Origin of the sequence: Bremerella alba, assembly GCF_013618625.1 — a bacterium.
Taxonomy (GTDB): domain Bacteria; phylum Planctomycetota; class Planctomycetia; order Pirellulales; family Pirellulaceae; genus Bremerella; species Bremerella alba.
In genome coordinates, this window is sequence record NZ_JABRWO010000008.1 from 162,292 (window position 1) to 186,432 (window position 24,141).

General features: G+C 53.8%; 23 protein-coding genes and 1 tRNA gene. 10 read left to right on the forward strand and 14 right to left on the reverse strand.

Annotated features, from left to right (window positions below; translation table 11 throughout):
- Positions 1 to 85 precede the first annotated feature (85 nt).
- The 3 genes from HOV93_RS14910 (at position 86) to HOV93_RS14920 (ending at position 3,015) form a co-directional block, all read left to right on the forward strand.
- Positions 86 to 676, forward strand: a complete 591-nt coding sequence (locus tag HOV93_RS14910; RefSeq protein WP_207397311.1) for an HdeD family acid-resistance protein — start codon at positions 86 to 88, stop codon at positions 674 to 676.
- Between the two features lie 220 nt (positions 677 to 896).
- On the forward strand, positions 897 to 1,493 hold the full coding sequence (locus tag HOV93_RS14915) for a hypothetical protein (RefSeq protein WP_207397312.1): 597 nt from the start codon (positions 897 to 899) through the stop codon (positions 1,491 to 1,493).
- Positions 1,494 to 1,677: 184 nt separating this feature from the next.
- Positions 1,678 to 3,015 carry a sulfatase-like hydrolase/transferase gene (locus HOV93_RS14920; protein ID WP_207397313.1) on the forward strand — a complete coding sequence of 446 codons (1,338 nt, stop codon included), beginning with the start codon at positions 1,678 to 1,680 and terminating at the stop codon, positions 3,013 to 3,015.
- A 54-nt stretch (positions 3,016 to 3,069) separates the two neighbouring features.
- On the opposite strand, the gene HOV93_RS14925 is transcribed toward HOV93_RS14920, so the two are convergent.
- The 4 genes from HOV93_RS14925 to HOV93_RS14940 all read right to left on the reverse strand — a co-directional run bounded on the left by HOV93_RS14925 (position 3,070) and on the right by HOV93_RS14940 (position 8,325).
- Entirely contained in the window at positions 3,070 to 5,010 is a 1,941-nt protein-coding gene (locus HOV93_RS14925) for a hypothetical protein (RefSeq protein ID WP_207397314.1), read from the reverse strand.
- A 226-nt stretch (positions 5,011 to 5,236) separates the two neighbouring features.
- Entirely contained in the window at positions 5,237 to 6,898 is a 1,662-nt protein-coding gene (locus HOV93_RS14930) for a TROVE domain-containing protein (protein ID WP_207397315.1), read from the reverse strand.
- A gap of 348 nt (positions 6,899 to 7,246) precedes the next feature.
- A tRNA-Gln gene (locus HOV93_RS14935) sits at positions 7,247 to 7,322 on the reverse strand.
- Between the two features lie 289 nt (positions 7,323 to 7,611).
- Positions 7,612 to 8,325 carry a ZIP family metal transporter gene (locus HOV93_RS14940; protein ID WP_207397316.1) on the reverse strand — a complete coding sequence of 238 codons (714 nt, stop codon included), beginning with the start codon at positions 8,323 to 8,325 and terminating at the stop codon, positions 7,612 to 7,614.
- Positions 8,326 to 8,532: 207 nt separating this feature from the next.
- Between HOV93_RS14940 and HOV93_RS14945 the strand changes: the two genes are divergently transcribed.
- Positions 8,533 to 9,699 carry a baeRF7 domain-containing protein gene (locus tag HOV93_RS14945; RefSeq protein ID WP_207397317.1) on the forward strand — a complete coding sequence of 389 codons (1,167 nt, stop codon included), beginning with the start codon at positions 8,533 to 8,535 and terminating at the stop codon, positions 9,697 to 9,699.
- A gap of 10 nt (positions 9,700 to 9,709) precedes the next feature.
- On the opposite strand, the gene ruvB is transcribed toward HOV93_RS14945, so the two are convergent.
- Complete coding sequence (gene ruvB, locus HOV93_RS14950; protein WP_449243567.1) at positions 9,710 to 10,756, reverse strand: Holliday junction branch migration DNA helicase RuvB; 1,047 nt, start codon at positions 10,754 to 10,756, stop codon at positions 9,710 to 9,712.
- An 89-nt stretch (positions 10,757 to 10,845) separates the two neighbouring features.
- On the opposite strand from ruvB, the gene HOV93_RS14955 reads away from it, so the two are divergent.
- Both HOV93_RS14955 and HOV93_RS26170 read left to right on the forward strand, forming a co-directional pair.
- Positions 10,846 to 11,352 carry a TspO/MBR family protein gene (locus HOV93_RS14955; RefSeq protein WP_207397319.1) on the forward strand — a complete coding sequence of 169 codons (507 nt, stop codon included), beginning with the start codon at positions 10,846 to 10,848 and terminating at the stop codon, positions 11,350 to 11,352.
- Positions 11,353 to 11,506: 154 nt separating this feature from the next.
- Entirely contained in the window at positions 11,507 to 11,629 is a 123-nt protein-coding gene (locus HOV93_RS26170) for a hypothetical protein (RefSeq protein WP_261358609.1), read from the forward strand.
- A 9-nt stretch (positions 11,630 to 11,638) separates the two neighbouring features.
- On the opposite strand, the gene HOV93_RS14960 is transcribed toward HOV93_RS26170, so the two are convergent.
- From HOV93_RS14960 to ispF, 6 genes are all read right to left on the reverse strand, one after another.
- Positions 11,639 to 12,631 (reverse strand): zinc ribbon domain-containing protein, encoded by a 993-nt coding sequence (locus tag HOV93_RS14960; protein ID WP_207397320.1) that lies wholly within the window; start codon positions 12,629 to 12,631, stop codon positions 11,639 to 11,641.
- 25 nt (positions 12,632 to 12,656) lie between these two features.
- Positions 12,657 to 13,802: a zinc ribbon domain-containing protein gene (locus tag HOV93_RS14965; RefSeq protein ID WP_235990401.1), complete on the reverse strand. Its 1,146-nt coding sequence runs from the start codon at positions 13,800 to 13,802 to the stop codon at positions 12,657 to 12,659.
- A 123-nt stretch (positions 13,803 to 13,925) separates the two neighbouring features.
- Complete coding sequence (ruvA, locus tag HOV93_RS14970; RefSeq protein ID WP_207397321.1) at positions 13,926 to 14,555, reverse strand: Holliday junction branch migration protein RuvA; 630 nt, start codon at positions 14,553 to 14,555, stop codon at positions 13,926 to 13,928.
- 27 nt (positions 14,556 to 14,582) lie between these two features.
- Entirely contained in the window at positions 14,583 to 15,077 is a 495-nt protein-coding gene (gene ruvC, locus HOV93_RS14975) for a crossover junction endodeoxyribonuclease RuvC (protein WP_207397322.1), read from the reverse strand.
- Positions 15,078 to 15,216: 139 nt separating this feature from the next.
- Entirely contained in the window at positions 15,217 to 16,752 is a 1,536-nt protein-coding gene (gene cysS / locus HOV93_RS14980; RefSeq protein ID WP_207397323.1) for a cysteine--tRNA ligase, read from the reverse strand.
- A 57-nt stretch (positions 16,753 to 16,809) separates the two neighbouring features.
- Positions 16,810 to 17,286 carry a 2-C-methyl-D-erythritol 2,4-cyclodiphosphate synthase gene (ispF, locus tag HOV93_RS14985; RefSeq protein ID WP_207397324.1) on the reverse strand — a complete coding sequence of 159 codons (477 nt, stop codon included), beginning with the start codon at positions 17,284 to 17,286 and terminating at the stop codon, positions 16,810 to 16,812.
- Between the two features lie 168 nt (positions 17,287 to 17,454).
- Here ispF and HOV93_RS14990 point away from each other — a divergent pair, with 168 nt between their 5' ends.
- The 3 genes from HOV93_RS14990 to HOV93_RS15000 are packed head-to-tail and all read left to right on the forward strand — an operon-like array spanning position 17,455 to position 20,210.
- Complete coding sequence (locus tag HOV93_RS14990; protein WP_207397325.1) at positions 17,455 to 18,483, forward strand: ABC transporter ATP-binding protein; 1,029 nt, start codon at positions 17,455 to 17,457, stop codon at positions 18,481 to 18,483.
- 15 nt (positions 18,484 to 18,498) lie between these two features.
- A complete protein-coding gene (locus tag HOV93_RS14995) occupies positions 18,499 to 19,347 on the forward strand; it encodes an ABC transporter permease (RefSeq protein WP_207397326.1) in 849 nt (282 codons plus the stop codon).
- 5 nt (positions 19,348 to 19,352) lie between these two features.
- Positions 19,353 to 20,210 (forward strand): ABC transporter permease, encoded by an 858-nt coding sequence (locus tag HOV93_RS15000; protein WP_207397327.1) that lies wholly within the window; start codon positions 19,353 to 19,355, stop codon positions 20,208 to 20,210.
- Here HOV93_RS15000 and HOV93_RS15005 read toward each other — a convergent pair.
- Both HOV93_RS15005 and cyaB read right to left on the reverse strand, forming a co-directional pair.
- Complete coding sequence (locus HOV93_RS15005; protein WP_207397328.1) at positions 20,207 to 21,589, reverse strand: MFS transporter; 1,383 nt, start codon at positions 21,587 to 21,589, stop codon at positions 20,207 to 20,209. The genes HOV93_RS15000 and HOV93_RS15005 overlap by 4 nt on opposite strands.
- 250 nt (positions 21,590 to 21,839) lie before the next feature.
- A complete protein-coding gene (gene cyaB, locus HOV93_RS15010; protein WP_207397329.1) occupies positions 21,840 to 22,391 on the reverse strand; it encodes a class IV adenylate cyclase in 552 nt (183 codons plus the stop codon).
- A 270-nt stretch (positions 22,392 to 22,661) separates the two neighbouring features.
- Here cyaB and HOV93_RS15015 point away from each other — a divergent pair, with 270 nt between their 5' ends.
- Positions 22,662 to 23,330: a TlpA family protein disulfide reductase gene (locus HOV93_RS15015; RefSeq protein WP_207397330.1), complete on the forward strand. Its 669-nt coding sequence runs from the start codon at positions 22,662 to 22,664 to the stop codon at positions 23,328 to 23,330.
- A gap of 14 nt (positions 23,331 to 23,344) precedes the next feature.
- Here the strand turns inward: HOV93_RS15015 and HOV93_RS15020 are convergent, their stop codons facing one another.
- On the reverse strand, positions 23,345 to 23,692 hold the full coding sequence (locus tag HOV93_RS15020; protein ID WP_207397331.1) for a P-II family nitrogen regulator: 348 nt from the start codon (positions 23,690 to 23,692) through the stop codon (positions 23,345 to 23,347).
- Between the last annotated feature and the right edge of the window lie 449 nt (positions 23,693 to 24,141).

A 24,141-nucleotide genomic window follows, 5' to 3' on the forward strand; every position in this document is an offset into this window, starting at 1 on the left:
TCTGAGATAAGATGTTGATAGAATGTCCTTAGTTGCGGCATTACAAGTCAAAATGCGGGCAAATCATCTTCGGGGAGATAATATCATGGCTCAAGTAAAGAAACCAAGCGTCACAATGCTTTTAATCGTAGGCATTTTGACGTCGCTGTTGGGCGTGGTGGCGATGGGGGCGCCGGCCGTGGCAGGTGCTGCAGTCGTTTATATTGTTGGTGCGATCATGCTGATCGCAGGGATTACGCAGATTGCCATCGGGTTTCAAGCCGACGGCTGGTCGCACAAATTGCTTCCGCTGATTCTCGGTGTCGTGACGACCCTGGGGGGGCTTTCGGTTCTGGCGCATCCGATTTTGGGGATGGAAGTTTTGACGCTGATCTTGGCCGCTTACTTTGTCGCCGAAGGTGTCTGGAAGGTGATCTCTTCGTTCAGCTATCGTCCTGCCCAAGGTTGGCTGGCGATGCTCTTCAGTGGTGTAATTACCTGGATGTTGGGTGCGATGATCTGGACGCAATGGCCTGCTTCCGGCATGTGGGCGATTGGTATTCTGGTGGGTGTCGACCTGTTGATTACCGGTATCGCTTTAATTTGCGTGGCAATGACCATCGGTCAGTTGGTAGACAAGATTGAAGAAACCGCGACGACTTCCGAGTCTCCGGCGGACGACACGGCCCACGCTTAATTGCGTAACGTCGTTTGTTATCGCGGATAGCCTCAATGCGTAGCTATCCGCGATGTTGCGATGGGGAGGGAGTATCTGAAATTCAACTCCCCTTTCGTCTCAGATGGCGAATTCTTCGCTCTCACGTGTCGGCCTGCTGCGGGATCTCGCGAAGATTTACTTCGCCCGGTAAAATGCAGGATTCCCCCGTTCGTTTCAAGCGTCTGTAGAGTTAGTTGTCATGCGGTATGTCATTCTTGTCGAGCAAAAACGTCAGGCCCCAGCGATGTATACGGCACCGGTCGATCAGGACGATGCCGACTACCTACGCCGTGCGGCGGAAACGCTGAAACCTCTCTCGGCGGAAGAGTACATGAATGGGCCGGCGTCCATTTTGCATATGCTGGCACGCTACAGTTACGTCCTGGACGGCAACGACGTCTATTGGTGCGTCGAGTGGTTGCCAGGCATGATCATGATTCGCTTCTCGCGAGGCGGCCAGATGAGCTGGACGGCCCTGCGTAGTCCGGTTCCAGACTTTGGCGGCCGAACCGCTACGAAAGAGGATAAAGATGCCTACGATGCCGATGCCCCCAACCATCAGGTGAACTTGGTCTTCGAGCCGTGGACGGCCCAGTTCGATGAAGACGATCGTAACGCAAAGGGGTTTACCCAGGCCGATGCGAAGACGGAAGCGACCTTCGAGGCGGCTCTCTCCCTGGTCAACGAAATCGGCGAACAGATTGAAACTCAGCACGGAGACAATCTCGAGGCATGGGTTTATCGAGGCGAAGAAGAGGTCGCCAAAATGGTTGGCGACGGGGTTCGTATCGACTGAGTCTATAGCGAGCTAAAACGGAACGTTGACTTCCGCGATCAAGGTCGTCGCTAGGTCATAATTAGGGCGTAAGACCGAGGGAAAGTGCCCTGGTCGAATCTTCATCGAGAATTCGCGTAGTCGCTCGGAATCGGTACAATGGGTGATCTAGCTCGCCCTGCCGTCTTCCCCCCAAGAGTTATCTATGTTGAGATTCGCTGTTGGTACCGCCCTTCTTTTGGTTTTCTCGTCTCCGCTCTTGGCAGCAAAAACGCAGAGGCCGAATATTGTCGTGATCATGGCCGACGATATTGGTTACGAGTGCTTGGGATGCTATGGAAGCAAGGCCTATCCCACGCCGAATATTGATCGCCTGGCTGCGGAAGGGATGCGTTTCGAGAATGCCCACTCGCAGCCGATCTGTACTCCGTCGCGCGTGCAGATCATGACCGGTATTTACAACAATCGGAACTACATTCGCTTTGGATTACTCGACCCCCAGGCAGTCACCTTTGCTAATCTCCTTCGCGATGCCGGTTACCAAACGTGCATTGCGGGAAAGTGGCAACTCGACGGCGGGTTCGAGAGACCCGGCAGTTTTGGTTTCGACCACTACTGCTTGTGGCAATTGACACGGCGTCCTAGTCGGTACCCGAACCCAGGCTTAGAGATCGACGGCAAAGAGGTCGACTTTAAGAACGGCGAGTTCGGCCCCGATGTCGTCAGTGATTACATCTGCGACTTCATGGAAACTCACCAAGATAAGCCTTTTCTGGTTTACTACCCAATGATCGCTCCGCACTGGCCGTTTCTGCCGACGCCCGATCATGCCGACTGGGACCCGACCATGTGGCGGGACGCCGAAAACGAACCAGGCGGATACAAGGGGCCGAAATATTGGGACGCCATGGTGCGATATACGGACAAAATGGTAGGTAAGGTTGTCGATAAACTGGACGAACTGAAGCTGCGCGAGAAGACGTTGATTCTTTGGACCGGCGATAACGGGACGTACCAGTCGGTGGTCACCCCATTTCAAGGAAGAGATTATCGCGGCGGAAAAGGAAAGACGAAGGACAGCGGAACGCATGTCGGTTTCTTGGCGAGTTGGCCAAGTACCATCGAGCAAGGAAAGGTCGCTGCGGGCTTGGTCGACTTCAGCGACGTGCTGCCAACGGTTCTCGATGTAGCTGGGGTCGAAGTTCCTAAGAAGCTAGAAGTCGACGGGGTTAGCCTGGAACCGGCCTTTCATGGCGACCAACGCGACAAGCCGTATATCTATTGTTGGTACGAACGTGATGGACGACGGGGAAAGGCCTCGCAGCACACTCGCGATTCGCAGTACAAAGTGTACGCAGGCGGCGAGGTCTATGACGTGATTCAAGATCCACTCGAAAAGAACAACCTTGCTCAGGCCATGCAGCCTAGCTACGACCCGGAACGTGTCACGATGCTCCGCCAAGCTTTAGAAAAGCACATGCAAGTCACCAAGAATGCCGATGCGAGGCAGAAAACGTTGCAAGGTAAGTACGGCAAGAAGTAAAAAAGGCCCGACGAAGTAAATCGCCAGGCCTTGGGTTGGTAGACCGTAGCAACGCTAAGCGAGCACCACGTCGATTGCAGCTTCGGCATCGGCAATTGACAGGGAAGCGAAACTTGCTTCGCCTGCTTTCTTTTTGCCGACGTGAACGGTGTAAGTTCCTTCCGCGAAAACCGGCGGGCGGAACGTGGCTCCGGCGACACGCTGCGTGTAAATGATTTCACCGGTATCGTCGCTAACGACTTGAACGACCGGGTTAGCCTCGGCGTCGAACTTCAGTTCCGGCAAGAAGCCAACCGGTTTGCGTCCGTCGTAATCGGCGACGGCCACTTGAATTGGCCAGCCCGGGAATTGCTCGGAATCCCCTTTTTTCGCATCCGAAAATCGGGGCCAGCATTCGAGGGTGACCTCTTGGGTTTTCTTGTTGAAACGCACCACACCATAGCCATCGGCTCGCTGCTTCTCGTCTTTGACGTTGGGTGGGTTGGCGTAGGCCATCATCGAGATCTTGTTGCCCAGGCCATCCTTGAAGTCGCCTGTCCACGGCAGCGGACTGTTCGGCACTGGGTTGGGGCCTGGCTTTTCATCTTCGGGATGCCACCAACGACCATAAATCGTGTTCACCAGCGCAGGGCTCGTGAATCCGTAAGGTCCGTCCCCATACTGATCGATGCCATGTTTTACCACGACCCCGAGGTGCTGGTCGCCACACAGATGGATCGCTTTGGCTCGGCGAATTTCTTCCAATGCCTTGCGGCGACCAGTTTGAGGCCACCCATTGCAGTCGAGATCGGCGAGAAGTCGGCCCGTTTCGCTGCCGTGCATATGAACGGCACCACAGAAAGCGGTTTGCGAGAGGACGCATTTCATTTGCACGTCTTCCCAGTCTTGCCCCCAGGTTTTGAGGAGATTGAGCTGACGCTCGCCCAAAAGGACAAGCCCTGGCAAATCGATCGTGGCCGGGTCGTAGGATGGATCGTTGATATGGTCGGGGCGTGGACCCATTTTTGGGATTTTGCCAGCGGGACCACTCTTGAACTTTCGATCTTCAAGAATCACGAAGTCGATGCCACCCACTTTCATGGTGGTAAAGTAGACGGTGATGCCGCGCTCGATAGGTTCTGCATCCGGCGGGTCTGGCAGGTGCCAGGACTGTTGCCGCTGCACCATGTTGACGTACTCGGCAGGAAACATGAATCCGCCGTCCGCATTGCCTGGCAAGGTCGATAGCCTACCGTTCTCGCCCCATAGGTTGGGCTGGCCGACATCGTGATCGTCTGGTGTACAGATCGTGGGTCGATCTTTGATGACATCACGAAACTGCAGACCGAACTCGATCCAACCAGCTGTATGTTCGGTATGGCGATAGGTTTGATCGCCTGCGAAGAACAGCAGATCAGGATCTTGGTGCAAGAGGTTCTCAACGATCTCGTGTCGCTCTCCGGTGGTACGACTCGAATTGCAGGACATGTTCGCGACGACGATCGTTTCTTGGTCGATCGGGTCTTTGCGGATGGTGCCCTCGAACATGGCCTCGTTGCCGTGACGCACCCGATATGGCACCGTCTTCGAGCCGTCCCAATCTTCCACGCGGAAGTGAGCACTCCAGCCTGGGAAGAGGACTTCTTCCTTGGCGATCTCAACCCATTGGCCATCTTTTTGAAGTTCCAGTCGGGCCTCACGTTGCTCGTCAGGCTTAAGCGGGAAGAGCTGCGCCGTCAATTTCAGCACGCCGTTGGCTTGCGTGTAGACAGCAAACGCAACCACTTCATCGCGCGGGACAATCATTGAGGGGGGCGCGTTGCGGCCGTTGGCTTTCTTGTCCCACCAGTTACCGACGGCCAGCGAGTCGAGCCGCTTGTGGTCGGTACCAAACGGCATGGCCGGATTGATTTCCTTCGCAGCCGCCGCGGTTTCTTCGGCCGAGGCAATTGCGGCCGGCCCGCTCCAAGCAAATGCTGAGGATAGCTTTAACCAGATACGTCGAGAAAGCTTCATGATGATGTGGGGGGTGAAAAGGAAACGGGCAGGATTGTTTTATGGGTCGCACTCATAATTTCCAGAAATCATGAAAACGGATAGAACGCTTCTATTGTGGTCCAAAGGCCGAGTATCACAACCATATTAAGCCGGTTGATGGATGAATCTGACGTGGAATCACGTGGCTAGCATAAAAAAACGCCAGAGCTGTGTGCAGCCGAGGCGTTATCTCAATCAAATTCAATTATTCGGCCAATTTAATGGCGTCAATTTCCGCCACGAAACGGTTTCCGTCATCCTCTAGGAAAGATGCCACGACTTGGAAGACCGAGTCGCTGAATCCACCCACATTCAGGATGTCGGCCCGCTCCGGAGCCTGGGATGTGGTATTGGGCTGCAAGTCAATGCATACCAACTTGGGCGATACGATCTGGTGACCGCGTCGCTTCATCTGGTTAGCAATAAACTTCTTCCACTCATCCATCATGCCAGTTTGGCCATAACGCCCGTATCCATAGGGACGATTCTTGGTGATCCAGCTTTCGTTATCGCTCAGCAGCACGATACCGGCAAAGGATCGCTTGGCGTAGCGTCCGTTGGCGGTTTGCAGTGGAACGGAACAATCGGTTCCACCGCCACCATATCGTGACAGCCGATCGGACAAGCTCAGGATCGAATCGTTTGGATCGAACTTCGCTTGGTATGCGACGGTATCGAACGGCACGACCACGCTTTCCGGGTTGCGACGCAGGATCGCCGCCGCGAACAATGCTGCCACGTCGACACACCGCATCGCGGAAGTGGCACCTGATCCACGATAGCCGGTAACCGGGAAATGCATCGAGCCTGACACGTCCAAGCCGATCAGTACCGGACCCGGCAGCTGCGGAATGTTTCCACACGCAATCTCGGCTGCTCGGTGCAGCGCCGACTTGATTGCCTGGGGAACGGCTTCCGAGGCATGCTTGTAGGCAGCCAGGAACTGGTACGGGAACTGCTTCGAACGTTGGATCTCGCGCTCGTCGGACAACCGCTTGACGATCAGGGTAACCATTTCGTTATCGAGCTTACCTGATTCGCTACGCAGTACGCCCTGACGCAGCAGCGTATTCAAGTTCATACGCAGTGCCTGAGGACCCATTTGCTTGGCGATGGCCTTCCACGCATTGGCATCCTTCGCCGTATCGGCCAGCAAATCCCACCGTAGCGACAAGTCGCGTACGATCCGGGCCTGCTCAGATCCCTTCTTTGCTTCACGGAACGCTTGTAGCTTACGCACTTCGTCCGGCAAGTCATTCAGCGTAGCCGGAGCCCACTGCACCACTGGCTTTCCGGTCAACCAACCAAACAGCGCACGACGCTCGTTGTTGCCTGGCTTAGGCCGGGCCATCCGCAGCACATCGCGCAGCGAGGGATCGTTGCCGATCGAAGCAGACAATAGCTTCAGCGTAGAAGCTTCGTTCAGCCAACGCTGGAAGGCCCGCTTCAAGCTGGACGACAATCCACTGCGTCCGAAACGCTGGCTACGAACCATCTGAAACACGTTGCGCAGCATGCGTCCGTTGTCGACAACCCGGTCGAACACTTGATGCGTCAGTTCGGTATCACGAACGGACAACATTACCAGCAATGCGGCCGGCATATCCTTCATCATCCCCCGCTGCCGCGCGTAGATAGCCAGCTTGGCCAAGAATTGATCGTCGTTGACTTGATCCACCAATTTCACCACCTGGTCCAACTGCTGCCGGCCGGTTGCGTAGAACGTTCTGCTTAGGCATCCCGTGGTCGCGAGCTGCGCTAAGGCATGCTTGGGAGACAGCGTGTAGGCGATGCCACCGGCAGCATTTCGCACATTGGCGGGGGGACGATGAGACTTGGAAGAACCGAATAACTGCTTGTTAGCCATGGAAACGTTCTCCTTGGCGGAGGATAAAAAGGATAAAGCACACTCGACGAATTTGTGTCGAGAGCTCGGCCCGCATACTGAATAAGGCGGGCCGTCAAGAATCGAACTTGTTAAACCATGGACTACCAACCGGCAGTCGAGAGTGTGCGAATTGAGTGATCAAAAAAAGAAATGATCGACGAGGAATTGACCAGAGGTAATTACGCTGCTCTATCCACTGAGCTACACCCCCAAGTTTGAAAGTAGGGATGGCAGGATTCGAACCTGCGACACGCGGCTCTTAAGGCATGTACTCCAATCGGCAGTCGATCATTTCATTCGTGCGATCACGAAAGCGATCGCACGAGGCTGCGAGAGTTGGAATTGAACCAACGACGACTCGATTCAAAATCGAGGATCGCGTACCAGCATCGAATATCCCGCATGAACAAAAAAAGGCTCCTCGTCGCATCGGACGAGGAGCCTTCTATCGGAGAGACAGAGAGGTCAACGCGTCAGATGCGTAGCCGACTTCGATCAGGTCTGAGCGATGGTTGCTCTGACCTGAGACCGAACCCGGTGGGATATTGTCGTTGCTCTTGATTGAACTGGGGTGACACGTGATCTCTCCTGGATTTGCCTGGCAGTTGCTCAGGCGGCTGATTAAATCTTCTGAAGAGATAGACGTACCGGGCGCGTTGGGGTTCACGCCGGCGTACTGAAAAAGTTGAAAGTTAGGGAAGCAGTTCGTGACCTAACAAACCTAAAGCAAACCCGAGCACAGCGCCCAACGCCGGTGCCCAAGCCTTTTCGAGCCTGGCCTGAGGGGCGATGTCTTGAAAGACCAAAAACAGAATGCCACCGCCAGCAAGTAGCTTGATTGCGGCGACAACGGCGGGGTACTGAGCCAGAAGAAGAAAGCCGCCAAGTCCCGCGACTGGTCCGAGTAGCGCCAGTACGCCAAATACCATAACGATCTTGAAGCCAGAGATACCGGAGCCCTGATTCATTTCGCGATAGGCATTGAATCCTTCGGGAAGATTTTGCAATGCAATCAATATGGCAAGCAGCGGACCAGACTTTCCACCAGCACTGAAAGCGGCCCCCAGTGCCATCGCTTCGGGGATGAAGTCGGACAGCATAGCCACGAGTTGCGTAGTCGGACTGTGGTAGCGAGCCAAGAGGATATCGAGCCCGCAAAAGATGATCCCACCTAAGACAAACCACATGACCGAAAAGTGAGCAGGGAGTTCTTCTATTCCCTCCGGCACTAAAACCAACGCTACAGCGGAAAACAAAGCACCACCACCAAAGGCCATAACGGCATGCCGGAACTCTTGCTCGAGCCAGTCAGGATGGATGCGTTCCCACCGAGCGATAAGAGCCCCTAGCGGCATCGACATGCCAGCCATCAAAGTGAGTAATGTGACAGTTAACCAAGTGGGCATAAGGATTTTTAAGTTCTACAGAGCATGATCGAGAGCAACAATTTGGCAGCTGCGGCGCAGACTTTGCATGGTACATAAGTTCAATCCAATTAACCACTGACAACCGGCTTGAGGTGCTGTAAGCTGCCAGAGTGGGGAGCTCTGTAACCAGCATGGTGTTTTCTGAACCACCGAGGCGCTTCGACTTGGAATAGGAGATACTTTGACATGGAACCGCAATTGATTCAAACGTTGTTGGAAGATCCAAGCGAAATCTGTGTTTCGATTTACATGCCTGTATTTCGCTGGGGGCGAGAAGTTCAGCAGAACGAAATTCGCTACAAGAACCTAATGAAAGACGCCGCTTCATTGCTCAACAGCGATGAAGTTTGTACATCGGACCATCGTGATGCGATTCTCCAGAAATTGGATGACTTCCGATTGGATGAGACGCATGATGCTTGGCGTCATCCTTCTGCCGGAATGGCAATTTTTGTCACGCCCGAATCGTTGGAAGTGCATCAACTGGGATGCACGATCACCGAGCAAGTGCATGTAGGTGAACGATTCTATCTAAGACCTCTGTTGCCGGCCTTGCATGGCGATGGTCGTTTTGTGCTGATCGCCGTTAGCCAGAACCATGTCCGCTTGTTTGATGGCAATGCAGATGGCTTGGAAGAACGCGTACCGGCCGAACTACCTGAGAATTTGAAGGATGCCCTGAATATCGACGATTACATCACGTCGATCCAGCACTTCAGCTATTCGCAAGGAGGAGGCGTCGACACGATGTATCACGGCCAAGGTGCCGGGGAAGACGACCACAAGGCGAACATCCTGCAGTTCTTCCATCGCATGGAGGATCCGCTTAACAACTTCCTGGAGGGACGCAACGATCCACTCGTGTTTGCGGGGGTCGAGTATCTCTATCCGATCTTCAAGGAAGCGGTTAGCTACCCGCATCTGCTGCCGGACAGCGTGCATGGCAACTTCGATGACGCTTCGGCCGAACAACTTCATGAGAAAGCATGGCAAGTCGTTCAGCCGCACTTCCAACAGGAATGTGACCAAGCGATATCCAATTATCATGATGCCCATGGACAAAACCGGGCAACCAACGATCTTGAAACGATTCTCCGGGCCTCGGAGATGGGAGCGATCGAGGCCCTGCTCATTCGTGAGGACACGGCCATTTGGGGACACGTCGATCGCGAAGGTCACGTTCAAAGCGACGGCGGCCCCAATGAGATGAGCCACGACCTGTTAGACGACGCAGCGGTCGAAACACTCAAGAATGGAGGCGACGTCTTCGTCGTTCGTGAAGCCGATTTCCCTGAGCAAGACTGCTCGGCAGTGGCTCGCTTGCGATTTGAAATCGCGGCCTCCATCAAGTAGTGACTAACTTTTAACGGCCGATATGCGTTTGGATGTGCTCGACCGCTTTGGTCGTCACCATACGACCACGAGGGGTTCGCACGAGAAGTTCAGTCCGCAGCAAAAAGGGCTCGACTTCGTCTGCTAAGGTTTCTGGGGCGGCGTTCATGGTATGGGCGATCGCCTCGACGCCTGCCGGACCACCACCAAAGACACGGATGATGGTCGTCAAGTATTTGCGATCTTGGTTGTCGAGACCGAGCGCATCGATTTCCTGCATGGCCATCGCGTCTCGGGCCAATTGCAGGCTGATATGTCCGTCGGCCTTGCTGGTGACGTAGTCGCGGATCCAACGCAAACGGTTATTCGCGACGCGCGGTGTTCCTCGGCTACGCTCTGAGATTTCGAGCGAAGCGTCATCCTCGATGGTGACGTCAAGTTTGCGAGAGTTTCGCCGAATAATTTCCGCGAGTTCTTCGTGCGTGTAAAAGTCGAGATGTTCGCGAAGCGGAAAGCGATCGCGCAGAGGTGCAGTCAGCATCCCGCTGCGGGTCGTCGCCCCGATCAAGGTGAACGGTTTAACTTGGAGATTGATCGTACGCGCATTGGTTCCTTCGCCCAGGACGATATCGATTCGGAAATCTTCCATCGCCGTGTAAAGGTATTCCTCGACCGATTTGGGGAGGCGATGGATTTCGTCGATGAAGAGAATCGACTTTTCGTCCGCATTGGTCAGGTAGGGAATCAAATCTTTGGGAGCCTGCAATGCTGGTCCCGAGGTGAGTTGAAAATTGACACCGAGATCTTTTGGGATACAGGTCGCAAAGGTTGTCTTACCAAGCCCAGGCGGGCCATCGAAGAGGATATGTCCTAGCGGTTCATCCCGTTTGACAGCCGCATCGACGACCACTTTCAGGCGTTCGCGTACCTCAAGTTGGCCAACCATCTCGGAAATGGATTGCGGGCGGAGGCTCTTGTCTTCTTCGTTTGGGCTATCTTCGCCTTGCAGTATCGCTTCCCGGCCCATTGGAAAAACCTTTTCCCGTGATAAATTTGCGAGTCTAATTCCTGATAGCAACTGAACAGGTGTTGACTATGGCCGTCCACTATAACAAATAGAGGATGAGGTCGAAAAGTTCGGTATCTTCCGCTTACGAGGCAGTTCCCATGCAATCAGCATCGAAAAACCAAGAGACAACGCCATTCTGGCTAAGCGTGTTGGGGCTGTTGGGCTGGATCGTTCTTTGTTTTGCGGCTGCTGGCGTTGGTTCTGCGTTTACGACGCCCCAAATTGATACCTGGTACGCAGGGCTCGAAAAACCGTCATTTAATCCACCCAACTGGGTCTTTGGTCCAGTCTGGTCGACCCTCTATCTGATGATGGCCATTGCCGTCTGGCTTGTGTGGAAGAATGCAGGCTGGACCACCGCCCCACATTCGCTGGGGGTATGGTGCTTTCAGCTCTTGTTAAATACCACCTGGTCGGTAATCTTCTTTGGCCTCGAAAACCCCGAGCTGGCAGCTTTAGAGATCGTTGTTCTCTGGGGGGCGATTCTTATCACGATTGGCGCGTTTTGGCGACACGATCGCGTGGCGGCTTTGCTTATGGTGCCCTACCTGCTTTGGGTGTCGTACGCAGCGGTGCTTAACTTCTCGATTGCCGCACTTAACTGACGATAGCATTGGCTTCTGGGAAGACGCCCTGTTTGTTTCTAGACCAAGTGCATGTCGCCAAAGATTGAATTTAGTGAAAATTGAACCATTGGCACTGCCTTTGCAAATAGAAGTCTCACACTTCTAACATTCCCAATGCAAAGGAACCCTGACAATGACTGAAATCGTAGTGCATGACATGGTTAACGACATTTCTGATCAACTTCATATGGACAAGTGCGAAGCAGAACAAGTGCTCGAAGGCATGGTTTACGAATACGTCGAGGATGAGGAATAATTTGCCTCGTCAGCGACTGAATAAACTTCCCAAGCCCCCGCACAGAATAGCGATAGTTGCAATTCCCAGCCCCACGGCGAGAACCGTTCCTAGCACCATGTACAAACGGTGATAAGAAACGGGACCATGCCCAGTCGAACGTCCATTCTGTCCATTAATGAGAAAGCGGTAAACTTCGTCCTTATATTGATAGGCCATAATCCACACCGGCAACAGCATGGGATCGCTGGCCATATTTTGGATACGAAGATTGACCTGCACGTTGCGGCTTCTCGGGGGGACAAATTTGGCGTCGACCGCTTTCCGTTCGAGCGATTCAAGCCCCGATTTAGCCATCGGTCGGGCATACTTGCGAGCAACATTGAACTGCTCGACGGTATATTGATCGAGTTCAACCTCGTTGGGCGAAACGGCCTGGCCCATATCGAAGGGACACAACTGAGATGTTTCGTTTGGGGTTAATGCCCCACTGGCTCCTACCAGAACACCTTCGTAGCGAGCACGATGCTCACCTGACATAGGAAACCAGTCGCCACTTGCTCCCATCGGTGTCTGGCTGGTATCGGCCGTCCAAAAGGTAGCGACGTCGGCCGAAAACACCCAGTACGGTACATAGACCGGCACCATGTTTTTGATCACCGCCTTTTCAGAAATATCTGGCGGTCGCCAGAAGCCTTGACCGATGGCTTCGCGCATTTCTTTCCGCGCTTCTTCCTCCGTCACCCTAAAGGGCAGTACTTGATTCGGCGCGATGACTTTATGGTCTTTCCCTTTTTCTAAATTGGTCGATCCGCAGAAGGGGCATCGTAGGGCCTCGGCCTCGGCCGAATAGCTCATCGCCGCACCGCATCCACTGCATTGAAAGCTGTGCGTGGCAAGGGTTGAATCGGGAGTTTGGGTGTCTTGTCGGTGCGGGGATTCAGTCCCGCAGTTGCCGCAGAACAGATCTTCGTCGTCGATCAGTCCGCCGCAAACCTTGCATTTCTCTAGAAGATCACTCATGGGGCTATGCTTTCTCTGCGCGTCACTATTTCATCAATGCTGAGATGAGCAGGACAATGAGAACGAAAAGAATCAGCAGGGCCACGCCACCTCCGGCGGCTCCCCAGATTCGCTGCCATGAGACCGGCTTGTCACCATTGATCAGGCCTGTTTGACCGTTGACCAGAAATCGGAAAACCTTGTCGTTGTAGCGATAGGTCAACAGATAGATCGGTAGCAGATACAGGTCCGAGTTTTCGTAAGAGAACTCTGTTTTGACGACATTGCTGCGACTTGTATCGCCCGGCAGAAACTGTCGAATGTGCGATTGCTCGCGACGATAGAACTCTTCATAGCAGATCTTTTGTGCCGCGGTGATTTCCATCTGGTACTCTTCAGCAGCCCAGCCAGCAAGGAAATAGGGTTCGTATCGTTTGGCGGCTAAAAGCGAGAATGGCTTGATGCGATCGGCATCGGCCTGAGTCAGCCCTTTGCTGGCCGAGATCATATAGCCGCTGTAGTACTTGTGATGTCTGCCAGAGAGTGGCCACCATTCCGTCTTCTGGACGCGGCGAGTCTTGGTGACCATCTTGCCGTTTTCCATGGTGGTGTAAGACTCGGTCTTGTACCAATCCTCGCCGATCGAAGCGCTCCAGCGACTTTCGGCGAGCATCGAAAAACTCCAGAACGGAAGATACACGCCGCGCAGTTTGTCTTCGATCTGGGCCATGTGCAAGTCGCCAGGCCGATACCAGTCGTTTCCCTTAATCCACGCGCGAAACTTTTCCATCGCCATCTCAGGAGTCACGCGAAAAGGAATTACGAACTCCGGCAGTTGCCGGCCAGAGACTTCAGGGGAGTACTCGACCACGTAAGTCGAATCACAAAACGGACAGACATAACTCAACTCTTGCGGATCAATCGAAACGTTCGCGCCACATGTTTCGCAGTGAAAATATTTCTTAATCGTCTGCTGGGCATCCGCGTTCTTCTTAGCCGCCTCTGGCACCTCGTGAGGTGTACCACAAGCAGGACAAAACTTGTCGTTCGGTTCTACGGGGCATCCACAAGCCGGACAAGGCTCGCCCTGTGTATGGGCCACCTCGGAAGGTACTAATTCATCGTCCGCAACCGATTCGCTTACGACGAGCTGTTCTTCGCTGGGGGGAGGAGGACTAACCACGGATTTCACGAATTAACACAGATGAAGAATAGTTGACGATGCGTTTCCAGTTTCGTTTCGCGTGTTTGTAATTCAGGAGTAGGGCTAGGGATTGTTGGCTGATGCTCAAGCAATCCAAGAGTTGCACTACGTTCAGTCTTCCTGATGAGCAATTTTGTACACTGCCTGGACCAGGGAATCCACGTCCTTGTAGCTCTTTTTCTCGGCGACGGCTGCGTCGAGTAGTTTTCTTGCTTGGGTTTCCGAGTGCCCCAGTTGCAAGAGGACCTCGAAGGTTTCTGTCACGACATCGCGTGAAACTTCGGGACTCTCGCCATCGGCTCCAGAGATCAACAAGGCGAATTTTGGGACCTTGCGGCGCAGCTTCGCCACAATTCGGTCGGCGGTGGCAGGACCGATACCAGGCAAGGCGGACAAGCCTTTGGCGTCCTGTTGTTCGATCTGATTGGCGACTTCTTGGACCGGACGGACCATGGCCCGCAAAGCTTTTTTCACGCCGACGCCGTCGACCGAGCAAAATAGCTCGAAAAACTCGCGTTCGATATGATTAGAAAAACCGACCAGACGAGGGCTCATTTTTCCTCGGGAAGGGTCGCCGTCGAAATAGTGGATCGTATGAAAAGAAACCTTCTGCCCCATCTGGGACTGAACCTGGCGGCGAACGAATTCCGGCACCAGCACTTCATATTCGAAGGGATCGGCAGCGATCGTGACGCTGGTGATGTCGACCGAGACCAGCTTGCCGGAGATTTTCGTGATCAAGGGTGAATTCCATTTCAAGAATAGGTATTAGAGGGTCGTTGCGATTTTGCTGAGGTAGTAATGGCACAGAGCCACGGCCAACGCATCGGCCACGTCGGCAGGTTCCGGCGCGGCCGTAAGCCCGAGCTCGCGGCGAATCGATTCCTGCATTTGGCTCTTGGGGGCTCGGCCATTTCCGGTCAAAATCTTTTTGATTTGGGTCGCTGCGTAACTGTGGAAGGTCAACTCGTTTTGGGCTGCCGCCAAGCATAAAACGCCGCGGGCATGCCCCATGATGATCGCCGTTTTGGGGCGTTCGTAGTGAGAGTATAAATCTTCCATTGCCATCACGGTTGGTTTGAGCGAGGTGATAACGTCGGTAATTCCTTCATGAATCTCACGAACCCTCGCGGGCACTTCCCCTCGCGTTTTTCCTCGTACGACGCCAGCTTCCACAATCGAAATACCCGACGGAGCAACATCGATGACACCATAGCCGGTGATGTTGAGACCAGGATCGATACCGAGGATACGTCGCCGCATGGAAGTCCTAAGGGGTCAGGAAAGCAAGTTCCCTCGCCCCCTTGGGGGAGAGAGTTAGGGTGAAGGGCGATCTTGGTACACGCTTTCCAACCCTCACCCTGCCCCTCTTCCTTGGGAAGGGAGAGGGGACCGGAGTGGATTAACCTTTGCGCCAGAGCGTGCCGTCTTTACGGTCTTCCAGTGTGATGCCGCACTCGGTCAGGCGATCGCGAATGAGGTCGCTTGTCTCAAAGTCTTTCTTCTTTCGCGAGTTGGCGCGGATCTCGATGACCAGGCTCATCAGGTGATCGACAAGACCGGCGTCTTCGCTGGAATCCGCTTCCGGCTTATCCGTGAATAGGCCCAGGATGGCTGACAATTCGCGAATGGTCGCCATTGCTTGATCAAGCGAACTGGTATCGGCGCCCTGGGTTTCTTCTAGCTTGTGCTTGTCGACAAACTTGTTCACGCTGCGGACGATCTCGAACAACTCGCTCACACCGCCACCGGTGTTGAAGTCGTCATCCATTTTTTCGAGGTAGGCGTCGCGATGCTTTTTGAGCAGCGTCAACAGTTCGTCACTGCCCGCTTCGATCTCGCCTTGCTTGCGGGTCGTGGCTGGGTCGATGTCGTAGAAACTCTTGCCGGTGATACGCTCGTAGCGTTCGAATAATCGGTAGAACGTATCGAGCCCGATGCCCGCTTCTTCGATGGCCGGTTCGCTGAACAAGATCGTGCTGCGGTAGTGCGTCCGCAGTAGGAAGAAGCGAATACGTTCGCCCCCTTGGCGTTCGATCAGCGAGTGTAGGCCGCCGGCCCCGCCGCTGCGGCTCATCTTGCCACCGGCTTCACTTTCGCCTGCGTCTTTTTCACGTTCGGACTTGCCACCGATTTTGCCGGCGCTGGGGTCGCTTCGCAGCAGCCCGTTGTGCATCCAGTAGTTGACCATCGGCTTGCCGTGGCAGCATTCGCTTTGGGCGATTTCGTTTTCGTGATGGGGGAACGTCAGGTCCAAGCCACCCCCGTGGATATCGAACGTTTCGCCAAACAGGCTCTTGCTCATCGCCGAGCATTCGATATGCCAGCCAGGGCGACCTTTACCCCACGGGCTATCCCAGGAAGGTTCGCCCGACTTAGCTTTTTTCCACAATGCGAAGTCGCCTGGGGATCGTTTGCTGGCGGCCGCACCGCCCCCCTCCCCTTGCATCGCATCGACGCTGCGGTTGGTGAGCTTACCGTACTCGGTGTCTTTGCTGACCTCGAAAAAGACGTCGCCGTTGACGTCGTACGCGAAGCCCTTTTCGACTAAGTCCTGGATGAACTGAATGATGTCATCCATCGAAGAAGTGGCCCGGGGCATGTCATCGATGGTGGTGACATTGAGCGCCGCAAGGTTGTCGAGGTAATCTTTAATGTTCTCTTCGGCGACTTCGAGCATGGTCATCTTGCGCTCGTTGGCCTTGTTGATCAGTTTGTCGTCGACATCGGTGATGTTTACCACCAAGCGAACGTCATAGCCACTGTGCGCGAGGTAGCGTTTGACCGTGTCAAAGATAACCGGGCCGACCATATGACCAATATGGGCTTCGGCATAGACGGTTGGTCCACACAAATAGATGCCGACCTTGCCAGGTTCGACGGTCTTGAATTCTTCCTTGGTACGGCTCAGCGTATTGTAGACCCGGAGATTACTCATGATCTTCCTTTAGACCGCAAGCTTGTGCGGCAAGTTCGGATAGGAATGGATTGGGGGTTAGGCTCTTCGCAACAGGCAAACGCATTGAACTTCAATCGCTTCCTCGCGACCGATGCTGCCAACGCTCTCGCCGGTCTTCGCTTTGATACCGATTTCCTCGGGCGAAACATGTAAGATCTCGGCAATGCGGATCTGCATCAGCGATTTCAGATCAGACAGTTTCGGGCGTTGCGTATGAATGACGCAATCGAGATTGATGAGGGTCCAGCCTTCGTCGAGCACTTTTTGATAGGCTAGTTGCAGAAATTCGCTGGACGCGCGATCCCGGTTTTCTTCGTCCGAATTGGGAAAAAGCTGCCCAATATCAGGAAGATTGACGGCACCCAGTAACGCGTCGGTGATGGCGTGCATCAAAGCATCGGCGTCGCTGTGTCCGACCAAGTGTTTGTCGTGTGGAATCTCGAGGCCACCAAGAATGAGCGGACCACCGTCCGCTAGACGATGGGTGTCGTGTCCGAGCCCGATACGTATCATCCGTAATATATCCCGAAGCGAATCAATCCACGCTGGGTCACGTTCCGATCTCCCTGACCGGAAAACACGCCCGAAAGCGCGGCGATTATAGCGAATACCCCATATTGCCACAACGCGAGGGGACTCGACCAACTGTCCGAAAATACCCCCCTGGTCTATAATCTGCACATGGCACCGATCATCCAACTAGAAAAGCTGACCAAGACCTACGAGGTCTATCAGAAGCAAGAGGGCCTGCTTTCGTCGATACGCGGGCTGTTTCATCGACAATACAAGACTGTCGAGGCGGTCAAAGGTATCGATCTGACCGTCGATCAGGGGGAATTTGTCGCCTTTCTTGGCCCCAATGGGGCGGGGAAAACGACGACCCTCAAGCTTCTTTCCGGCGTAATCAATCCGACATCTGGCTCGGCCACTGTCATGGGGCATGTCCCCTGGCATCGCGATAATGCCTATCGTCGCCGTTTTGCCTTGGTGATGGGGCAGAAAAACCAGCTTTGGTGGGATCTACCTGCCCAGGATAGCTTTCGGCTGCATCAAAAAATTTATCGGATTGATGCCGATCAATTTCAACGAACGCAGGACGAGTTGGTCGACTTGTTGGGGGTAAGAGAACTCCTTTCGCAGCCGGTCCGGGCACTTTCCCTGGGCGAGCGCATGAAAATGGAGTTGATTGCCGCCCTGCTCCACTCTCCGGATGTGCTGTTTCTGGACGAACCCACGATCGGTCTGGACGTGGTCGCCCAGCACAACATTCAACAATTCCTCAAGCATTATCAGCAGGAACGTAAGATCACCGTCCTTCTGACCAGCCATTACATGAAGGACATTGCCGCGCTTTGCCAGCGGGTGGTGGTCATCGCCCACGGGGTGATTATCTACGATGGCTCGCTCAGCGGCATTATCGATCGTTTCGGAGGTTACAAAATCCTCACGTTGACCTTTAGCGAAGATGCCGCGTCAGGCAATCTTTCACGCTTCGGCGATGTTATCTCAGAGGACTTTCCCAAGGTCAAACTGCGGGTCGATCGTTCAAAGGTAGGCGAAGTGCTCGCCTCGATCCTCAGTCAGTACGACCTGGCCGATGTCGGTGTCGAGGATCCGCCGCTGGAAGAAGTCATCGCGGATGTCTTTTCGCTGGCACACGCTGGTGACACGTCAGCTAACGAAAAGAAGATGGCCGAAGCGTCGACTTAAACACAGGAGAGGAACATGGCGGAACTCGCCGCACGGGCCTCCACCTGGTGGGCCATCTTTCAGATCAATTTCTACGAGAAGCTCGTCTATCGAGGTGACTTTATGCTGGGAACGCTCATGCGTTTCTTGCCGATTGTCACGCAAATTTTTCTGTGGTCGGCTATCTTTTCTGCTCGCGGCAATGGGAATAGTGCCGGCGAAGAAATCGTGGGCTACACCTACTACAACATTGTCGCCTATTACTTGCTGTCGACCATATCCAGGGCGTTTTCCAGCATGCCGGGGTTGGCTTCAGGCATTGCACTGCAGATTCGCGAAGGAGAGATCAAGAAGTATCTAGTCCAGCCGTTGGATTTGATTTCCTTCTTCTTCTTAAATCGCTTGGCCCACAAGCTGACGTACTACATAGTGGCAGCCGTGCCGTTTGCGATCGTGTTCTTTCTCTGTCGTGGTTATTTCGACGGGTGGCCGCCAACACAGGTTTTGTGTGCGTATTTCTTCTCGCTGGTTCTTTCGTTTATGTTGGGCTTCTTCATGGAAGCTACCATTGGCATGATCGGGTTCTGGTTTTTGGAAGTTCGGTCGCTGTTGTTTGTCTACATGCTGTTCACGTTCTTCCTGTCCGGGCACATGTTTCCTTTGGACATGCTAAATGAACTGGGGGGCCCTTGGGCGACCATCGTGAAGTCACTGCCGCTAATGTATCTGGCCTATTTCCCGGCGGCTGTATTTCTCGAGAAGATTACCGGCGCGGAACTGATGTGGGGGCTGATCGTACAGGTCGCCTGGGTTGTCTTTTTCATCGTCGCCTCGCGCCTCGCGTTTCATTACGGCGTGAAGCAATATAGCGCTTACGGAGGGTGATCTCGATGAATGACCGACCTTCCTACAGTCGCGTGTTTTTGATGTTTCTGCGAAACAGCCTGGTCCGTGACCTGAGCTTTCGCTCGAATTTCTGGATCGAATGTGTATCGAGTCTTTCTTGGGTGATCATGAACCTGGGCTTTTATATGCTCATTTTCAGCTACACCGACTCGATCGGAAATAATACCGGTTGGGGCAAGTGGGAGTTCTTCGTCTTCCTGTCAACGACGTTGCTGGTCAACAGTTTGGTGCAGATGTTCTTCATGCCGAACATCCAGGAGTTTTCCGAGCTTATCCGCACGGGAAAGCTCGACTTCGCCCTTCTCAAGCCAATCGATACCCAATTTTTGATCAGCTTCGCGAAAGTGAATTGGCCTTCCACTGCCAACTTTTTGTTCGGCATTTTGTTGATGTCGATCAGTCTTTACCAGTTGACGCATCGGCCAAGTGAACCGATCGCATTGACGGTGGGTATGGTGGCGATGTTTGCCCTATTTTTGGTATGTGGCGTCGCGATCCTGTATAGCCTGATGATTGTCTTGGCCGCGTCCAGCATCTGGTTAGGCAGAAATACGTCGCTGTACGACTTCTGGTTCTACATCACCAGTTTCTCGCGTTACCCCATGGAAATCTACAACGCGGGTACCCTGGGGCTGACGTTGAAGATGATCTTTACATTTGTCATTCCGATTCTGATTGTCGTGAATGTGCCAGCACGGATTTTGGCTCAGCCGATGGGCGTTGATTCGACGGACAAATGGTTGCTAACGGCCTTCATGCTTGTCGCGACCGCGCTAAGCCTGCTCTTTTCTCGTTGGGTCTTCAAAATGTCGCTGAAGAGTTACCGCAGCGCCAGCAGTTAGACCTCGTCGTCTGGGTCGACATCCATTTCGCCGTATTGCACATGATGCCCCGGCTCGTGTCGTGGTTCGGCCAGGAACCACGTCATCGTCCAGCCGATAAAGAGAATGACGGCGATTCCGCTAAAGACGGCTTCAAAGCTCGTCAGGTCAATCATTAGGCCGACAAACGGAGATAGCACCATTGGGATGGCGATGCACAGGCTTTGTGTGGCCAAGTAACGTGGATGCAACTCTGCGGGAACGAGTTCCAGCGTGTAGTTGGTAAACGCCCTAAATGTGATGGGCGTGACGCCGACGAACAGAAAGAGCCAATCGAAAAGGTAAATGCCCAAGTCGCCTGAGTGAACCAGGGCAATCGAGCCCAGTGGTAAGATCATCACGCCGAAGAGCATCATTCGCAGTACCAGGCGGTTCCCTTTCCAGTCGGCCAAGGGACCACCGAGCAAACTGAAGATGGCCGTGCCGGCATTTTGGATAATGACCCAGAAGATCATTCGTGAAAGATCGACGTCCAGACGCTCTCGGGCCAGTGCTTGATAATGCGGGAAAAGCATCAGCGAAAAACCGAATGCCGCCGCGATCAGGCACACCCAACGAAAACGAAGGTCGTTGCGAACCACTAGGAACGACTCGAGCAGCAGATGCTTCGGCGAGAAAATTTTCTTTTCGAGTTGATCGCGACTTTCCTTTAGGCCTATGACGCTCAGCGCACTAAGCACGAACGCAAATGCCGCGAATCCGAAGATCCAATTAACCTGAATCGTGTTCCCCGCGAGCCATTTGGGCAGCAGCCACGCGGCAAGCGCAATGGCAATTACCGCCCCGACTACATTCGAGGCCAGCATGAGCCGCCCTCGCAGATGAGGCGGGACGAGCTTGCCTTGAGCGGTTCCGAAACCGAGCTGATTGAGACCCGTTGCACAGAAAAATAGAAAGTAAAAGCCGAGAAACCCAACGACCATGGCAGTTTTGCCAATCGCCGTATCGACCCCAGGGATAAACATCGCGGCCAGACCGGCAAATGCTACTGACATGGCCAGCGACGTACCAAATAGCGACCATTTTTTCAGCGGCAGGCTTCGCAGCCGATCGGCATACAACAGTGGCGGGCAACTTTGGCCAATCCGTCCGAGAATGGGTAGGAATCCGCGAACCCAGCCAGATCCGGCGATGATATCGAGGACGGCTGGAATGATGATGCTTTCGGTTTTGAAGATCCAGCCGCACCGAAGCACGATCTGATAAAGCGAAAGAACGGCAAAGTTTCGCGAAACACCGTTGTCGAATTGGATACCATCCGCCGCGTCTAGCTTGGGATGGGAGGCCGGTTGGTCTTTGTCTGGCTCAGCGGCGGTTGAGGAAAGAGGGTTCTCGCTCATCTAACTCATTATAGAACTGGCCCTCGAGACCGACGACGGGGGCCAAAATGGGCTAGAAGCAAGAAAAGAGGAAGCCCCAGATCGAGTGCGCGGTAACTTAACGACCCAGGGCTTCCTCAAAACAATCGCTACATGAAAAGAGGTCCTTCATGTAGAAAATTGTCTTGTTGAAAGGTAAACCCCGGTAGTTGGATAAGGTTTTGGCCGAATCCGAGAATTTCCAGGAAAGTTCTAAGGGAGATTCTCGGCCTTACTTCGCGCCTAAGATCAGTTCCAGGTAACTCCGACGCTCGCTATTGGAGAGCCCTAACTGGTCGGCCAGCTTGGTCAACGCTTCTTTCGCGGCTTCCATTTCTTCTTCGCCGGAAGTGATTTCGAGTTCGACGAACTTACCCAGATTGCGTACTTCGTCCATGGCGATCATGACGTCAAACCCTTCGTATTGAATGTCTGACTTTCGGCGATCTTTGGTTACTTCGGCAACTGGCGAGAATCCAAGCGATTCAAACAAATCGACGATGTTGGCAGCCCCGGTTGCTCCGGAAATGAGTGGAACTTCAATTTCACGCCGGGTTTTTGTCGAATCATCGACTTTTGGCCCTTTGTAGGTAATGAAGTTCTGATCTCCGACTCGGCGAATTCGCAGCGCTTCATCCGTTTCGGCGAAATTCCGAGAGGGGTGGCTGTAATACCTGTCGACCTGACGCTTGGGAACCTCGATGATCCCGCCCAGTTCCTCTAGTTGCGATTCGAGGGGCGTAAGGTCGTCGACCGGAAATTTTAATTCAACCTCAAATTTCATCGCACAAGTGAATCCTTCAAGCAGCGTAATGCTTCCAAAATAGGGAAGCTGTCAGCCGATGTTTTACAACAGGCTGAGGGGAACACAATAACCTATTATTTCCTTACGGGGCCATTGTTGCCAGAGCGATATCGCCGAGAGAAGCGAGAGACAAGCCGAAAGTCCCTTGTTTTGTCGCTGTGCGGGGCCCCACGGCTTTCTAATTGCCCGATAGAATAGGGTGGCCCTGGCCCTGCCTGTCACTTCACACGACCTTAATGCGAACCTGAAATGCCACGACTTTTTTCTCGAATCACGGCGGCAACGCACCGAAAAACGAATTCGCGGAGCGGCAAGACCATGATTTTTGTCTTGCTGTGCGTGTTGGCAGGATTGGCGGTCATGCTGCTCGTTTCACTGTTAGGGCCTGGCGGCGGAGGAGCTGCCACCTCGCATCCATGGGTTGGTCAGCAGGTCCCGCCGGCTCAATTGCAGCCACTGCTCAACGTGGACACGGCGATCGATACGGATAGTTTCGCGGGAAAGGTTACGCTAGTCAACTTTTGGGGCCCGTGGTGTGGCCCTTGTCTGATGGAGTTTCCGGAGCTGCTAGAGATTCGCGAGCGTTACGCGGACGAACCGGACTTTCAATTGATTCCTATTTCGTGCGATGGAAGATGGATGCCAGGCCAGGCCGGGTTGTTTGAAGAAGGGACCGAGCAACTCAAGCACGACTCGCAGTTAATACTGGCTCAATACAATTCCGACTTGCCGGTCTATGTCGATATGAACGCGAATCTGCGACAAGAACTGGCTAAAACGGCCCGGCAGTTCGGCTACCCGACTAATTTCCTAGTGGGCCGCGATGGTAAGGTCAGTGCCGTCTGGGTGGGCTATGGTGGCGATCTGGCACCGATTTCCAAGGCCATTGGGGTAGAATTGAAATCGGGCCAAGAGTAACCGACAAGCAGTTTCTAGATTGCTTCAGGGCCGCGTTCGCCGGTGCGGATTCGGATACAGTCGTCCATCGGTACGACAAAGATCTTGCCGTCGCCGATTTCTCCCTTATCACTCGACCGGGCACCCTTCACAATCGCGTCGATGGTCGGTTCCACGAAATCTTCGTTGACGGCGATTTGCAACTGGACTTTGCGAAGCAAATTCACGGTGAACTCGTGCCCTCGGTAAACCTCGGTCTGCCCCTTTTGGCGGCCAAAACCTTGGCAATCCATCACCGTCAGACGAAAAACCTCGACCTCAGTCAAGGCTTCCTTCACGGATTCCAAGCGGCTCGGCTGAATGATGGCGATCACAAGTTTCATGGGGGCGTCCAAAACGGAACGTACGATGGGAGTTCAAACCATCGAATGTAAACAGCGAACGTTTTGGGGGCAAGTGCCAGCCAGCAGACCGTAACAAGAAGGAGCAAGCCTGTCAGATGGGGCAGGCAAGTGTTCAGTGTTCAGATTTCAGCAATATTAACGTGGCTAAGCGTGTCCCTAATTCGCCACCGCCCCGGGCATTCACTCGTAAGGAGCAAGGGAATCACAGAGATCGTAGCCCCACGACTTTCCTGCTGAAAACTGAACGCTGAAAACTTCAAACTAAGCGTAGCGCATAAAAAAAACCCCGACTTGGAAGAGCGAGGCGGAACACCCTTCCAAGTCATTGGGGTAGAACTTCTGGCCCAGGCAAAGGCCGAAGTGTCTTCATGGACATCGTGGGCAATGCCAAGTGCAAAGCCCGCGAGGTTGGCTTTCAAAACAATCCG